General features: G+C 70.0%; 14 protein-coding genes. 11 read left to right on the top strand and 3 right to left on the bottom strand.

Annotated elements, in window-relative coordinates; all coding sequences use genetic code 11:
- The first annotated feature begins 4 nt into the window (after nt 1–4).
- Complete coding sequence (locus ACX80L_RS16480) at nt 5–1,168, top strand: acyl-CoA dehydrogenase family protein (RefSeq protein WP_459291075.1); 1,164 nt, start codon at nt 5–7, stop codon at nt 1,166–1,168.
- A gap of 40 nt (nt 1,169–1,208) precedes the next feature.
- On the opposite strand, the gene ACX80L_RS16475 is transcribed toward ACX80L_RS16480, so the two are convergent.
- Nucleotides 1,209–1,442, bottom strand: coding sequence for a DUF5703 family protein (locus tag ACX80L_RS16475; RefSeq protein WP_459291073.1), 234 nt, complete (start codon nt 1,440–1,442; stop codon nt 1,209–1,211).
- Nucleotides 1,443–1,483: 41 nt separating this feature from the next.
- Between ACX80L_RS16475 and ACX80L_RS16470 the strand changes: the two genes are divergently transcribed.
- Entirely contained in the window at nt 1,484–1,771 is a 288-nt protein-coding gene (locus ACX80L_RS16470; protein ID WP_133083094.1) for a hypothetical protein, read from the top strand.
- Nucleotides 1,772–1,851: 80 nt separating this feature from the next.
- Here ACX80L_RS16470 and ACX80L_RS16465 read toward each other — a convergent pair whose 3' ends face one another.
- Entirely contained in the window at nt 1,852–2,787 is a 936-nt protein-coding gene (locus ACX80L_RS16465) for an aldo/keto reductase (protein ID WP_208741149.1), read from the bottom strand.
- 50 nt (nt 2,788–2,837) lie between these two features.
- Between ACX80L_RS16465 and ACX80L_RS16460 the strand changes: the two genes are divergently transcribed.
- Both ACX80L_RS16460 and mshC read left to right on the top strand, forming a co-directional pair.
- Nucleotides 2,838–3,662, top strand: coding sequence for an undecaprenyl-diphosphate phosphatase (locus ACX80L_RS16460; protein ID WP_459291071.1), 825 nt, complete (start codon nt 2,838–2,840; stop codon nt 3,660–3,662).
- Nucleotides 3,663–3,685: 23 nt separating this feature from the next.
- Nucleotides 3,686–4,960 (top strand): cysteine--1-D-myo-inosityl 2-amino-2-deoxy-alpha-D-glucopyranoside ligase, encoded by a 1,275-nt coding sequence (gene mshC / locus ACX80L_RS16455; RefSeq protein ID WP_459291069.1) that lies wholly within the window; start codon nt 3,686–3,688, stop codon nt 4,958–4,960.
- A 77-nt stretch (nt 4,961–5,037) separates the two neighbouring features.
- Here mshC and ACX80L_RS16450 read toward each other — a convergent pair whose 3' ends face one another.
- Nucleotides 5,038–5,925, bottom strand: coding sequence for a PAC2 family protein (locus ACX80L_RS16450; protein ID WP_244186060.1), 888 nt, complete (start codon nt 5,923–5,925; stop codon nt 5,038–5,040).
- A gap of 105 nt (nt 5,926–6,030) precedes the next feature.
- Here ACX80L_RS16450 and ACX80L_RS16445 point away from each other — a divergent pair, with 105 nt between their 5' ends.
- From ACX80L_RS16445 to prcB, 7 genes are all read left to right on the top strand, one after another.
- Nucleotides 6,031–6,810: an HAD family hydrolase gene (locus ACX80L_RS16445; protein ID WP_133083097.1), complete on the top strand. Its 780-nt coding sequence runs from the start codon at nt 6,031–6,033 to the stop codon at nt 6,808–6,810.
- Nucleotides 6,807–7,961: a site-2 protease family protein gene (locus ACX80L_RS16440; RefSeq protein ID WP_133083098.1), complete on the top strand. Its 1,155-nt coding sequence runs from the start codon at nt 6,807–6,809 to the stop codon at nt 7,959–7,961. Before ACX80L_RS16445 ends, ACX80L_RS16440 begins: the two co-directional genes overlap by 4 nt.
- A gap of 74 nt (nt 7,962–8,035) precedes the next feature.
- Nucleotides 8,036–9,109: a tRNA (adenine-N1)-methyltransferase gene (locus tag ACX80L_RS16435; protein WP_459291066.1), complete on the top strand. Its 1,074-nt coding sequence runs from the start codon at nt 8,036–8,038 to the stop codon at nt 9,107–9,109.
- A 156-nt stretch (nt 9,110–9,265) separates the two neighbouring features.
- Nucleotides 9,266–11,023 (top strand): proteasome ATPase, encoded by a 1,758-nt coding sequence (arc, locus tag ACX80L_RS16430; protein WP_208741154.1) that lies wholly within the window; start codon nt 9,266–9,268, stop codon nt 11,021–11,023.
- Between the two features lie 77 nt (nt 11,024–11,100).
- Nucleotides 11,101–12,666 (top strand): depupylase/deamidase Dop, encoded by a 1,566-nt coding sequence (dop, locus tag ACX80L_RS16425; protein WP_133083125.1) that lies wholly within the window; start codon nt 11,101–11,103, stop codon nt 12,664–12,666.
- A 34-nt stretch (nt 12,667–12,700) separates the two neighbouring features.
- The gene (locus ACX80L_RS16420) at nt 12,701–12,904 is read left to right on the top strand and encodes a ubiquitin-like protein Pup (RefSeq protein ID WP_133083101.1); all 204 of its coding nucleotides are present in this window, start codon (nt 12,701–12,703) and stop codon (nt 12,902–12,904) included.
- Between the two features lie 3 nt (nt 12,905–12,907).
- Nucleotides 12,908–13,732, top strand: coding sequence for a proteasome subunit beta (gene prcB / locus ACX80L_RS16415; protein WP_133083102.1), 825 nt, complete (start codon nt 12,908–12,910; stop codon nt 13,730–13,732).

The following is a 13,732-nucleotide window of genomic DNA, read 5'->3' as shown; positions in this document are numbered from 1 at the left end:
CGGGATGACGACGGCGGACCGGTCCGCCTACCTGACCGAGGCGATGCTGGGGCGGTTCAGGGAACGCGCCGCGGGCTACGACGCGGCCAACGCGTTCTTCCACGAGGACTTCGCGGAGCTCGTGGACTCCGGTTACCTCCGGATGCTCGTCGAGACACCGCCCGGCGACGAGGGTGGGATGGGCAGGGCTGCTGCTGCACAGCGCGTCCTCGCCGCCGCCGCTCCGGCGACCGCGCTGGGCGTGAACATGCACCTCGTCTGGACGGCCGTGGCGGGCCTGCTCGCCGACCGCGGGGATGCCTCGCTCCAGTTCGTCCTCGACGAGCCGGCCGGGGGCGAGGTGTTCGCGTTCGGTGTCTCGGAACCGGGCAACGACGCCGTCCTGTTCGACTCCCTGACGCGCGTGGAAAGGCTCGCCGACGGCATCCTCAGCTACACGGGCACCAAGGTTTTCACGAGCCTGTCCCCGGTGTGGACCCGCCTCGGGATCTTCGGCCGGCTCGAGGGGCTCGACGGCGGCGACGATGCGATCCTCCATGCCTTCGTCCCTCGCGGCACCCCCGGCGTGGACACCGTGCCGGACTGGGACCCGCTGGGGATGCGTGCCACGCAGTCGAACACCACGCGGCTGACCGACGTCCGTGTGCCGCCCGACGCCGTCTTCCGGCAGCTACCCGTGGGCCCCACCGCGGACCCGCTGGTCTTCGGCATCTTCGCCGCCTTCGAGACCCTGATCGGCGCGGTCTACCTCGGGATCGCCGACCGCGCGCTCGACCTGGCGGCGGAATTCCTCGCCGCGCGCCGCAGCCATGTCGCAGGCCGCGCCCTGTCCGATGATCCGGTGCTGAGGAATCTCCTGGCGGGCGTCGCGATGCAGCGGACGGGCGTGGAGGCCGAACTCCGCAGCGTCACGCAGGACCTCGACGGTCGTGCAGGCGAGGCGTCCCAGTGGTTCGCACGCCTCGTGACCCTCAAGACGCACGCGGTCGACGCGGCGGTCGCGGCGACGTCCGCCGCCCTGCACGTCGGAGGAGGATCGGGCTTCTCCGCGTCGTCCGAGGTGGCGCGGCTGCACCGGGACGCCCTGGCCGGACAGTTCCATCCGTCGACCCGGGAATCCGCGCGGGCAACGGTCGCCACGGCCCTGCTCGGCCCGCCGACCGCCTAGGCGGGGTGCCGTGGCGAGCGGGGCTCCGTCCCGGTCCCGGTCACGCCGTCCGTTCCACCCGCAGCACTTTCCGCCGAAGCCAGTAGCGCCTGCTGCCACCCAGGTAGATGCAGCTGCGTTCGAGTTCCCACTTGCCGTACTCGGCATGCTCGGTCAGGAGTTTGCGCGCGGCCGGCAGGGGTTCACCCGCGCTGACGGTCAGCACCAGGTACTCGTACTGGCGCCCGTAGTCGCGCTTTCGGACGGCGGTCGCGTTCACAAAATGTTCTCGCATATCCCTCCAATTCTGCCCACTTTACCGATAACGTCTAATCCATGAGCATAGATCCGCGTGTCGCGCTCCAGTCCCTCGTGACGGCCCTCGAAGAACACCTTGCGGCGTCGGCATCACGACGGCGGGAGGACGATCCGGCGGTCGAAGCGGCCTATCTGGGCATCGCCGACGCGTTCGAAGCCTACGAGGAAGCCCTGTACGACGCCTTCGGGGAAGTGACACCACTCGAGATCTACGAAGAGTCCGACGACGACGAGGAGGACGGGGACGACGATCCGGAGGACGCCGACTACGCGTCCGACCTCGTCGAAGCCGAAGTGGAGCACTGACCGGCCGATCCGGAACTCCCGGACCCCACCGGCCGGAGCAGTACCCGGGGTGGAGCGCCGCATCCCGCACGCGGGTGGGGTCAGCCCTGCAGGACCGATACCTCGTCGAGCACTTCAGCGATGGGCTCCGCCACAGGAGCTCCGCTGGTCTGCAGGATCTCCTTGAGCTGCTGCGCGGTGCGTGCCCCGACGATCGCGGAGGCCACACCCGGCCGGTGCAGGAGCCACCGGAGGGCGAGTTCGTGCGGTTGGAGATCCAGTCCCCGTGACGCCGTGCAGAGTGCCTCGGTGATGCGCTGGGGCTTGCCCGAGAGGTAGGGCTCGACATAGGGCGCCCACACGTCCGAGGCTCCACGGGATTCGGAGGGGATCCTGCCACGGTACTTGCCGGTCAGCACACCCCGACCCAGCGGACCCCACGCCAGGATGGCAGCGCCGAACGCTTCCGCCGAGGGAAGGACATCCCGCTCGGCGCCGCGGCTCAGCAGGGAGTACTCGACATCGTTCACGATGAGCGGGAAGGAGGCGGTCGCCGCGGCGCGTGCGAACTCCCAGCCGGAGTAGTTGGACACCCCGACGTACCGCGCGCGTCCTGTCACATAGGCGGACTCGAGCGCACTGAGGGTCTCCTGCAGCGGGACCGCGGCATCGGGGGAGGGCGCCAGCCAGAGATCGACGTGGTCGGTGCCCAGCAGCGACAGCGAGGCGTCCAGCGAGTCCAGGAGTCCGCGGCGCGAGGCGTCCAGGCGCCGGCTACCGGATCGGGTCGTGCCGCCCTGCACCACCACCACCAGTTCGGAGCGGGCCACGGTGTCACCGATGAAGCTGCCCAGCATGGCCTCGGCCTGGCCCTCGCCGTAACGGGCAGCGGTCTCGATGAGCGTGCCGCCGGCTTCGGTGAAGATGCGCAGCTGCTCGCGGGCGGCCTCCTCGCTGACCTCCTGGCCCCAGTTCATGGTGCCGAGTCCCAGAGCCGAGACCGTCAGTCCGCTCGCTCCCACGTTTCGCCGTTGCATGGAGCCAAGCCTAGAGCCTTCCCTGCGCCGCATGGCTTAGGGTCGTAGACGTGAAGTGGATAGAAGCAGTCATCCTGGGGTTCGTCCAGGGCCTTACCGAGTTCCTACCCATTTCATCGAGCGCACACCTGCGCATCGTCGGGGAGCTCCTGCCGAATGCGCAGGACCCGGGTGCGGCGTTCACCGCCATCACGCAGCTGGGGACGGAGACCGCCGTCATCGTGTTCTTCTGGCGGGACATCGTCCGCATCATCACGGCCTGGTTCGGCGCGCTGAGGGGCACGGTGCCGAGGAACGACCCGGACGCCCGCATGGGGTGGCTCGTGATTCTCGGCAGCATACCGATCGTGGTCCTCGGGCTGCTGTTCCAGGACCAGATCGAGAGCACGTTCCGCAGCATGTGGATCGTGGCCACCATGCTGATCGTCTTCGGCCTCATCCTCGCCGTGGCGGACCGCGTGGGCCGTCAGACGCGCGACCTCCAGAGCCTCACCTACCGGCACGGCATCCTCTACGGGCTGGCGCAGGCGATGGCCCTGATCCCGGGCGTGTCGCGGTCCGGCGGCACGATCACCGCGGGCCTGCTCATGGGGTACACCCGTGAGGCGGCAGCACGGTACTCCTTCCTGCTGGCCATCCCCGCCGTGTTCGGCAGCGGTGTGTTCCAGCTCGTCAAGAGCTACGACGAGCCCGGGCCGTACGCGCTCCCGGAAACCGCGGTGGCGACGGTCGTGGCCTTCGTCGTCGGCTTCGCGATCATCGGCTGGTTCCTGAAGTTCGTCAGCACGCGCGGCTACGGGCTCTTCGTCTGGTACCGCATCCTGCTCGGTCTCGCCCTGTACCTCCTGCTCGGCTTCGGCGTCATCACCGCCTGACGCCGGGCCGTAAGGTAGAACGTGTGATTGCGTGGAATTCGACTCCTGTCCCAGAACTCGACGGCACCCAGTCGGGCATCAACCTGTTCGACACGGCAAGCCAGGAGCCGGCACCCCTCGGGAACCATCCCGAGCGCAGCCTCTACGTCTGCGGCATCACCCCCTATGACGCGACCCACCTCGGCCACGCGTCCACGTATGTCGCCTTCGACCTCCTGAACCGCACCTGGCGCGACGCCGGGGCAACGGTCTCCTACGTCCAGAACGTGACCGACGTCGACGATCCGCTCCTCGAGCGCGCCACGGCCACCGGCGTGGACTGGCGTGAGCTCGCCGCCGAGCAGATCGCCCTGTTCCGTGAGGACATGGAAGCACTGAACGTCCTGCCGCCCGACCACTACATCGGAGCCGTGGAGGCGATCGACTGGATCGTCCCGGCCGTCGAGGAGCTCGTGGCGCGCGGACTGGCCTATGCCGTGCCGGGCGAGGGCGGGGAGCCCGACGGCGACATCTACTTCTCCCTCGACGCCACCGCCACGCTCGACGCGAGCGACCCGGCCTCCTGGTTCCTGGGCCAGGTGTCGCACCTGGCGCCCGACACGATGCTCGCCTTGTCCGCGGAGCGTGGTGGCGACCCCCAGCGCCCGCACAAGCGCAACGCGCTCGATCCGCTGCTCTGGCGGTCCGAACGCGCCGGTGAGCCCAGCTGGTCCGGCGGCACGCTCGGCCGGGGCCGTCCTGGCTGGCACATCGAGTGCGCGGTGATCGCGCAGCGCTTCCTGCCCGCGCCCTTCACCGTGCAGGGAGGCGGCTCGGACCTCGTATTCCCCCATCACGAGATGAGCGCGTCCCACGCCTGGGCGGCCGGTGGCACCCCTCTGGCCGAGCACTACGCCCACGCCGGGATGGTCGGCTACGACGGCGAGAAGATGAGCAAATCCCGCGGCAACCTGGTGCTCGTGTCGAAGCTGCGCCGCGAGGGCGTGGACCCCGCAGCCATCCGTCTCGCCATCCTCGCGCACCACTACCGCTCGGACTGGTCCTGGACCGACGCCGTCCTCGAGGAGGCGGTGGCCCGCCTCGACCGTTGGCGCCGCGCCGCGGACGGGGCGGCAGCGGCCGACGTCGTGGCGGTGCGCGAGCAGATCCGCGTATGCCTGGCCGACGACCTCGACGCGCCCTCGGCCCTGGCCGCGGTGGACGCCTTCGCCGCGTCCGCACACCGTTCCGCGGGCGATGCCGCCGGCAGGCAGGGCCTGGCGGACGTGGTCGACGCGCTGCTCGGCGTCCGGCTCTAGCAGCGGCCGCAGCGGAGCTGCCCGGTCGAACGTGTCCGTGCGCGTGGCGGCCCGTCCTGCCCGGCCCGTCAGGACCGCTAGTCCCGGCGGCGCTTCTTCAGGTAGCGCTCGAACTCGCGGGCGATCGACTCGCCACTCGCCTCGGGGAGGTCCACGGTGTCCTTGGCCTCCTCGAGCTGGCGCACGTACGCGGCCACCTCCGGGTCCTCCGTCGCGAGCTCGTCCACGCCCCGTTCCCACGCCTCGGACTCCTCCGTCAGGACATGGGTGTCGACCGTGATCTGCAGGATCTCCTCGAGCTTGTTCAGGAGGGCCAGCTGCGCCTTCGGCGACGGGGACTGACCGACGTAGTGCGGTACGGCCGCCCACAGCGACATCGTGGGGATGTCCGCGAGCAGGCCCATCTCGGCCAGCACACCGACGATGCCGATGGGTCCCTCGTAGGTGGACGGTTCGACGTCGAGGCTCTCACGGACGAGGTCGTCGTCCGAGGTGACCGTCACAGGTATGGGCCGCGAGTGGGGCACGTCGGCCAGCAGCGCGCCGACCAGGACGATGCAGTCGACACTCAGCTCCTTCGCGAGCGCGACGAGCTCCGCGGTGTAGGCGCGCCACTTGTAGGAGGGCTCGACGCCGTTGACGAGGATCAGGTCGACGTTCGAGTCGGGGACGACGGCCTTGCTGATCCGGGTGTTGGGCCACTTGATGCGTCGCTGGCCGGAGGAGTTCCGCTTGATCATGGGACGGGTGAACTGGAAGTCGTAGAACTCGTCGGCGTCGATGGTCGAGATGCGCTCGCTGCCGAAGAACCGGCCCAGGTACTTCAGTCCGTCGCTGGCCGCCTCGCCGGCGTCGTTCCAACCCTCGAACGCGGCGAGCATGATCGTGATGCGGCGCTCGGGTTCGCCGGCATCCTGGAAAAGGTCCTGTACGCCACTGGGCTGGTTCTCTTCGAAGCTGTCCACGTTCTCACCCTAAACCCCGGTGCGCGACCATGTCAGGCGAGGTTCCGCGGCTACGCGCAGAGCAGATGTGCGGGCCTGTCAAGGGGTCGCCGTAGACTGGAAGGTATGGCCAACCACCCCACCGGCAGCGTCCAGACCCTTCCCCGCACCGCCCTCCGGAGCGACGGCTCCGCAGCCGACGGGAACCTCGGCGGACTGCAGGGCGTGCTGTGGGACATGGACGGGACGATCGTCGACACGGAGCCGTACTGGATCCGGGCCGAGAAGGAACTGGTCGAATCCCACGGTGGCACCTGGACCACCGAGCAGGCCACCCTGCTCGTCGGCCAGGCCCTCGAGTACTCCGCCGGGCAGCTCCAGCAGGCCGGCGTCGACCTCGATGTCCGTACCATCATCGAACACCTCACGGAGCGTGTGGCGGCGGACGTGCGCACGGAGGTGCCCTGGCGCCCGGGGGCGAGGGAGCTGCTGGCAGCCCTCCGCGCGGAAGGCGTCCCCTGTGCGATGGTCACAATGTCGGAGAGCCTCCTCGCCGGTGCGGTCGCCGCGCGGCTGCCCGAGGGCACCTTCTCCCACCTCGTCACGGGGGACCGCGTGAGTGCCGGCAAGCCCGACCCGGAGGCATACCAGCTGGGCTTCGACCTGCTCGCAGCGGACCACCCGGGCCTCAGCAAGGACCGCGTCGTCGCCGTGGAGGACTCCCTTCCCGGCGTCACCTCCGCCCTCGCCGCCGGACTGGTCACGCTCGCCGTCCCCCACTTCGTGCCGCTGCCGCCCGACGACCGCCGCACCGACTGGGACACCCTCGAGGGACGGACGCCGGCCGACCTCGCCGCGCTCCTGCCCGGGAACAGCCGGTCCGAGGGCGCGGGGAACGGCGCATGAGTCGAGGACAGCAGGTTCCCCCGAGGGAGACGAGCCCCGGGCTCTCCCTCGGGCGCATCGCCGGCATCCCGGTGGTCCTGGCCTGGTCGTGGTTCGTCATCACGGCCTTCATCGTTCTCGTCTTCGGGCCCCGCGTCAGTGGCGCCTTCCCGGAGATCGGGCCCGGCGCCTACGGCGTCGCCCTCGGGTACGCCCTGCTCCTCGCCGCGTCCGTGCTCATCCACGAACTGGCCCACGCCCTCACCGCCCGTGCCTTCGGCTGGCCGACCACGCGGATCGTCCTGAACCTGTGGGGCGGACACACCCAGTTCGCGAGCTTCAACGCCTCGCCCGGCCGGTCCCTGGCGGTCGCGCTCGCCGGCCCCGCCGCCAACTTCGTCCTCGCGGGTCTGGGGTGGGCGCTGCTCCAGGCGATGACGCCCGGCTCCGTGTCCTACCTCCTCGTCACCATCCTGGTCTGGGCCAACCTCCTCGTGGCCGCGTTCAACGTCCTGCCCGGCCTGCCGCTCGACGGCGGCCGCCTGGTCGAGAGCGCGGTGTGGAAGGCGACCGGCAGTCAGGAGAAGGGCACCGTGGCCGCCGGGTGGGCAGGGCGCATCATCGTCGTCCTGCTGCTCGGCGTGGTGGTCGGCGTACCGCTGCTCCAGGGGCGCGGCCCGGACCTGACGGTCATCCTCATCGCCGTGGTCATGGGTGCCTTCCTGTGGCTGGGGGCGACGTCCGCCATCGAGAACGCACGCATGCGTCAGCGCCTGCCCGCCATCAGCGCGGGACGGCTCCAGCAGCGCGCACTCGGCCTCCCCGCCGGCACCACGGTGCTCGCCGCCCGCCGCCTGCTCCGGGAGAACCCGGGCGCCGCCGTCGTCGTGACCGGCGCATCCGGGGTCCCGGAGGCCGTCGTCGACGAGGCCGCACTGCTCGCCGTCCCCGAGGAGGCTGCGGGCACGACGGCGGTCAATGCGACCGCACGTCGCCTCGCCGCAGGGGCCTATGTACCCGAGTGGGCCGAGGGGCAGGAACTCGTGCAGTTCCTCGCACGCCTCGAGGGCAGCGAGTACGCCGTGGTGAACCGCCAGGGCGCCGTGACCGGCCTGCTCCACCAGCGCACGGTCGTACAGGCCATCACCGGTAAGACCACCCCCGGCGCCTAAGGGCCCCGGGGCATCGCCCACCCATCTCCACCTCATCCATGCCGGTCCTGCCGGCCTTCGCCGAAGGATCCCCCATGAGCTCCACCCCCACACCCCCCGACGCACCGGCAGGCCCCCATGGCGCCGCAGCCCGCCGCGGCCCCTTCCGCCCGGGCGAGCGCGTCCAGCTGACGGACGAGAAGGGCAGGATGAACACCATCACCCTGACCCCCGGCGGCGCGTTCCACACCCACAAGGGCTTCCTGCAGCACGACGCCCTCATCGGCGCCACCGAGGGGACCATCCTCGAGAACACCACCGGGCAGCTGTACCAGGCGCTGCGTCCGCTCCTGTCCGACTTCGTGCTGTCGATGCCCCGCGGTGCCGCCGTCGTCTACCCGAAGGACGCCGGCCAGATCGTGACCATGGCCGACATCTACCCCGGGGCCCGCGTGGTCGAGGCGGGTGTCGGCTCCGGCGCGCTCTCCATCTCGCTGCTGCGGGCCGTCGGCGACTCCGGGTACCTCCACTCGTTCGAGCGGCGCGAGGAGTTCGCCGACATCGCACGGGGCAACGTCGAGACGATCTTCGGCGGGCCCCACCCGGCGTGGCAGATCACCCTCGGCGACTTCCAGGAGCAGGTCGTGGAGCACGAGGAGCCGGGGTCCGTGGACCGCGTCGTCCTCGACATGCTCGCGCCCTGGGAGTGCCTCGACGCCGTCGCGACCGTCCTCGGTGCCGGCGGCGTGTGGATCAGCTACGTCGCGACCGTCACGCAGCTCTCCCGCACCGCCGAGGCCATCCGCGCCGACGGACGCTTCACCGAGCCCGAGGGCTGGGAGTCGATGGTGCGCGGCTGGCACCTCGAAGGACTGGCCGTCCGTCCGGACCACCGGATGGTGGCCCACACGGGGTTCCTGCTCACCACGCGCAGGCTCGCCGACGGCGCCGTCGGATTCACCCCGAAGCGCAGGCCGTCCAAGACCGGCTTCAGCGAGGAGGACCTCAACGCGTGGACACCGCAGGCCGTCGGTGAACGCGAGGTCTCGGACAAGCGGCTCCGGCGCGTGGCGCGGGACGCGGCATCCACGATCCAGCGCGGTTCCCTGCCCCCGGAGGAGGCACAGGCCCGCCGCGACGCGATCGCCGACGGCGGTACGGTCGAGTAGGGGAGCCCGGCGCACCCGGGGCGATACAGCATCCGCGGCGGGCAGGAACAGGGGAGAGGTCCGCGGACGCCGGGCGTTAACACTGCACGCCGTGCGCTGACGTCTGCGCTAAGGTCGAAAGACAGCCGAAGGTCGAACACGAGGTGGCGAACCGAAATGACGGACTCCGAAGACAGCGCTCCCGCCGCCGACGCGCGCGGTATCACCCCGCCTCCCGCCGACACCGCCGTGGCCCAGCGTCAGCTCAACATCCTGCGGGACCGGCTGCGCCACATCGACCGGCAGCTGGCCTCCGCGACCCAGAACAACGGCAAGCTCGTCAGCGCCCTGGAATCGGCCCGCACCGAGATCGTCCGGCTCAAGGCCGCCCTCGAGAAGGAGGGTGCAGCGCCTTTCAGCTTCGCGACGGTCATGCAGGTCAACCCGAAGCGGCCGGCAGAGCCGGGGACCACCACCGAGGCGACGGTGCAGGACACCGCTGACATCCTCCAGTCGGGGCGGAAGCTCCGCGTCACCGTCAGCCCGCTCATCAGCGTGCGGCAGCTCACGCCCGGCCAGGAGGTGTTGCTCAACGAATCGCTGACCATCGTCGCGGCCCTCGGCTTCGAGCGGGCCGGGGAGATCGTGACCGTCAAGGAACTCCTGGGAGCCGATCGTGCCCTCGTCGTCGGGCGGACGGACGACGAGCGCGTCATCCGCCTCAGCGGGCCGCTGCAGGCCGAGAGGATCCGGGTCGGCGATGCGCTGGCCGTCGACACGAAGTCCGGCTACGGCCTGGAGAAGGTGCCCCGGAGCGAGGTGGAGAATCTCGTGCTCGAGGAGGTGCCCGACATCGCGTACGGGGACATCGGCGGACTGGGTCCGCAGATCGAGCAGATCCGCGACGCCGTGGAACTGCCGTTCCTCCACCCCGACCTCTACCGCGAACACGGCCTCAAGCCGCCCAAGGGGATCCTCCTCTACGGCCCTCCCGGGTGCGGCAAGACGCTCATCGCGAAGGCCGTCGCGAATTCCCTCGCGGCACGTGCCGCGGAGCGCGCAGGCCTCGAACAGATCCGCAGCTACTTCCTGAACATCAAGGGCCCCGAGCTGCTGGACAAGTACGTCGGGGAGACCGAGCGCCACATCCGGCTGATCTTCGCGCGTGCCCGCGAGAAGGCGTCGGACGGCAGTCCAGTCGTCGTGTTCTTCGACGAGATGGACTCGCTGTTCCGCACGCGCGGCACCGGCGTCTCCTCCGACGTCGAGACCACCATCGTGCCGCAGCTGCTGAGCGAGATCGACGGTGTCGAGAAGCTGGAGAACGTGATCGTCATCGGCGCCTCGAACCGTGAGGACATGATCGATCCGGCCATCCTGCGGCCGGGCCGGCTTGATGTGAAGATCAAGATCCAGCGGCCCGACGCCGAGGGCGCCGCCGAGATCTTCGCGAAGTACATCACCGCCGACCTGCCCCTGCATGCCGACGACCTCGCGGAGAACGGCAACGACCCGCAGACCACGATCTCAGAGATGATCCGCCGGACCGTCGAGCAGATGTACTCGACGGACAAGTCGAACGAGTACCTCGAGGTGACCTACGCCAACGGGGACACGGAGATGCTCTACTTCAAGGACTTCAACTCCGGTGCGGTGATCCAGAACGTGGTGGACCGCGCCAAGAAGTACGCCATCAAGGACCTCCTCCTCGACGGCAGCAAGGGCCTGCGCATCGAGCACCTCATGCGGGCCGTGGTCGACGAGTTCCGCGAGCACGAGGACATGCCGAACACCACGAACCCGGACGACTGGGCACGCATCTCGGGCAAGAAGGGCGAGCGCATCACCTACATCCGGACGATCGTCCAGGGGAAGGCCGGGCAGGAGCCGGGCAAGTCGATCGAGACGACGGCGAACACGGGCCAGTATCTGTGATCGAAACGGGTGGACGACGGACCGGTGGGACGGATGCGCTGCCGGCCGTGGGCAAGGGGGTCTCCGTCCACCGTGTCATGGGGACGGAGACCGAGTACGGCATCATCGCGCCCGCCCTTCCCTCGGCGAATCCCACGCTCCTGTCCTCGCAGGTGGTCAACGCCTACGCGGCGACCCTGAGGGAGGGGCTCGGCAACCTCGCGGGCACCCGCTGGGACTATACGGACGAGACACCGCTGACGGACGCCCGCGGGTTCCGGATGGATCGGGCCGCCGCTCATCCCAGCCAGCTGACCGACGAACCCGCGGAACTCAGCGCGGAACAGATAGCCCTCGAACGGGGGGAGCCGGCCGAGGCGGCGGTGCTGATGAACCTCGTGCTGAACAACGGTGCGAGGCTCTACGTGGACCACGCGCACCCCGAGTACTCCTCGCCCGAGGTGACCAATCCGCTGGACGCCGTCCTGTGGGACCGGGCGGGGGACCACGTCGCCGCGGCCGCCATGACCCGGATCGGCTCCACCCCCGGCTTCTCGCCCGTCATCCTCTACAAGAACAACACGGACAACAAGAGCGTCTCGTACGGCTCGCACGAGAACTACCTCGTTCCCCGGAGCGTGCCGTTCTCGAAGCTCGCTGAAGCGCTCCTGCCCTTCTTCGTCTCACGGCAGGTCATCTGCGGCGCCGGCCGCGTGGGCATCGGCCCGCTGAACCAGGAACCCGGATTCCAGATCAGCCAGCGTGCCGACTTCTTCGAGAACGAGATCGGCCTGGAGACCACTGTCCGGCGTCCCATCATCAACACGCGCGACGAGCCGCACGCCGTCGCCGAGAAGTACCGCCGGCTGCACGTGATCATCGGTGACGCCAACCTGAACGAGGTGTCCAACTACCTCAAGCTGGGCACCACCTCCCTCGTCCTGGCGCTGGTGGAGCAGGGCCTGGCGCCGGTCCCCACCCTCGAGGACCCCGTGCAGGCACTGCGTACCATCAGTCACGACCCGTCGCTGGCGGCCACGGTCCGGTTGACGGACGGCCGCAGCGTCTCCGGACTCGACCTTCAGGAGATCTACTGCGAGGCGGTGACGCGCGCCGTGCCGGAGGACGCCGACGAGCAGACCCGCGACGTCGTCGAACGCTGGCAGGCACTGCTGGCGACCCTGCGCCGCGAACCTCTTGCGGCGGCCCGGCAGGTGGACTGGATCGCGAAGCTGAAAGTGCTCGAGGCCTACCGCACGCGGGACGGACTCGCCTGGACGGACCCGCGGCTCGCGCTCATCGACCTGCAGTACGCGGACCTGCGGCCGGAGAAGGGCATCTACCAGCGGCTCGCGCGCCGGGGCGACGTCGACCTGCTCGTGCGCCCCGAGGACGTGGCGCGGGCAGCCGTCGAGCCGCCGCGCGACACCAGGGCCTACTTCCGCGGCCGCTGCATCTCCGAGTATCCGGCGGAGGTCGTCGGTGCGAGCTGGGACTCGCTGATCTTCGAGCTGGCAGGGGAGCGGCGGCTGCAGCGCGTGCAGACACGCGAGCCGCTCCGGGGCACGGCGGTACTGACCGAGGAGTTGTTCGATACAGCAGCCGACGCCCAGGATTTCCTCGCCCGATTGTTGAGCGGCCCCGACCGCCGCGTGGCACCATAGGAACCTGATCACGAACACGGAAAGGGTGGCCGTCATGGCGACACAGGACCGCATCAACACCGGTGGGACGTCCTCCGCATCGGAGGAGGAGCTCCCCGATCCCGCCCCGGCAGCGCCGGCCGCCCAGGACTCCGCGCAGACCCAGGGTGTCGACGACCTGCTCGACGAGATCGACGGTGTCCTCGAGTCCAACGCCGAGGAATTCGTGCGCGGATTCGTGCAGAAGGGCGGCCAGTAGCGGATGCTCCCGGACGATGCAGCAGCAGCGGTGCCCCGGGCCGCCTCCACGTCCTTCGCCGACTTCCTGAACGCCCACCATCCCGGCCTGCTGCCGTCGAACCGCACGCTCGGCCCGGGGACCTCGACCGACGCGTCCCATCTCGCGCCCCACGCGACCACGATCGTCTCCCTGACCTTCCCCGGCGGGGTGCTGATGGCCGGTGACCGGCGCGCGACGATGGGAAACGTCATCGCCAGCCGGCACATCGAGAAGGTCTTCCCGGCCGATCGGTACTCCGTCCTGGGGATCGCCGGGAGTGCGGGGATCGGCCTCGACCTCACCCGACTGTTCCAGGTGGAACTCGAACACTACGAGAAGATCGAGGCGACGATGATGAGCCTCGACGGCAAGGCCAACCGCCTCGCCGCGATGGTGCGGCAGAACCTCCCCATGGCCATGCAGGGCCTCGCGGTGGTGCCGCTCTTCGCCGGGTTCGACACCGAGCGGCACGTGGGCCGGCTCTTCTCCTTCGACGTCACCGGCGGCCGCTACGAGGAGCACGAGCACCACTCGGTCGGCTCGGGCTCCGTGTTCGCCCGCGGCGCCCTCAAGAAGCTGTGGAATCCGCGCCTGGACGAGGCATCGGCTGTGCGGGTGGCCGTCGAGGCCCTCTACGACGCAGCCGACGACGACTCGGCGACCGGCGGGCCGGACACCGTGCGGGCCCTGTGGCCCGTGGTCTACGTCGTCGACGGCACCGGCGCGCGCCGCATCCCCGAGCGCGAGCTCGAGGCCGCGGCGCACACCATCATCGAGGCCCGCTCCTCGGCGGGCCGGGAGGCATAG

Source organism: Arthrobacter sp. MDT1-48-3 (genome assembly GCF_054511015.1).
This window is presented reverse-complemented; position numbering and strand designations above follow the sequence as displayed.

What these genes read in the sequence shown, in the direction of transcription:
- ACX80L_RS16480 (WP_459291075.1), top strand. Translation starts at nt 5, where the DNA reads ATGACGACGGCGGACCGGTCCGCCTACCTGACCGAGGCGATGCTGGGG.
- ACX80L_RS16475 (WP_459291073.1), bottom strand. Translation starts at nt 1,442, where the DNA reads ATGCGAGAACATTTTGTGAACGCGACCGCCGTCCGAAAGCGCGACTAC.
- ACX80L_RS16470 (WP_133083094.1), top strand. Translation starts at nt 1,484, where the DNA reads ATGAGCATAGATCCGCGTGTCGCGCTCCAGTCCCTCGTGACGGCCCTC.
- ACX80L_RS16465 (WP_208741149.1), bottom strand. Translation starts at nt 2,787, where the DNA reads ATGCAACGGCGAAACGTGGGAGCGAGCGGACTGACGGTCTCGGCTCTG.
- ACX80L_RS16445 (WP_133083097.1), top strand. Translation starts at nt 6,031, where the DNA reads ATGGCCAACCACCCCACCGGCAGCGTCCAGACCCTTCCCCGCACCGCC.
- ACX80L_RS16440 (WP_133083098.1), top strand. Translation starts at nt 6,807, where the DNA reads ATGAGTCGAGGACAGCAGGTTCCCCCGAGGGAGACGAGCCCCGGGCTC.
- ACX80L_RS16435 (WP_459291066.1), top strand. Translation starts at nt 8,036, where the DNA reads ATGAGCTCCACCCCCACACCCCCCGACGCACCGGCAGGCCCCCATGGC.
- arc (WP_208741154.1), top strand. Translation starts at nt 9,266, where the DNA reads ATGACGGACTCCGAAGACAGCGCTCCCGCCGCCGACGCGCGCGGTATC.
- dop (WP_133083125.1), top strand. Translation starts at nt 11,101, where the DNA reads ATGGGGACGGAGACCGAGTACGGCATCATCGCGCCCGCCCTTCCCTCG.
- ACX80L_RS16420 (WP_133083101.1), top strand. Translation starts at nt 12,701, where the DNA reads ATGGCGACACAGGACCGCATCAACACCGGTGGGACGTCCTCCGCATCG.
- prcB (WP_133083102.1), top strand. Translation starts at nt 12,908, where the DNA reads ATGCTCCCGGACGATGCAGCAGCAGCGGTGCCCCGGGCCGCCTCCACG.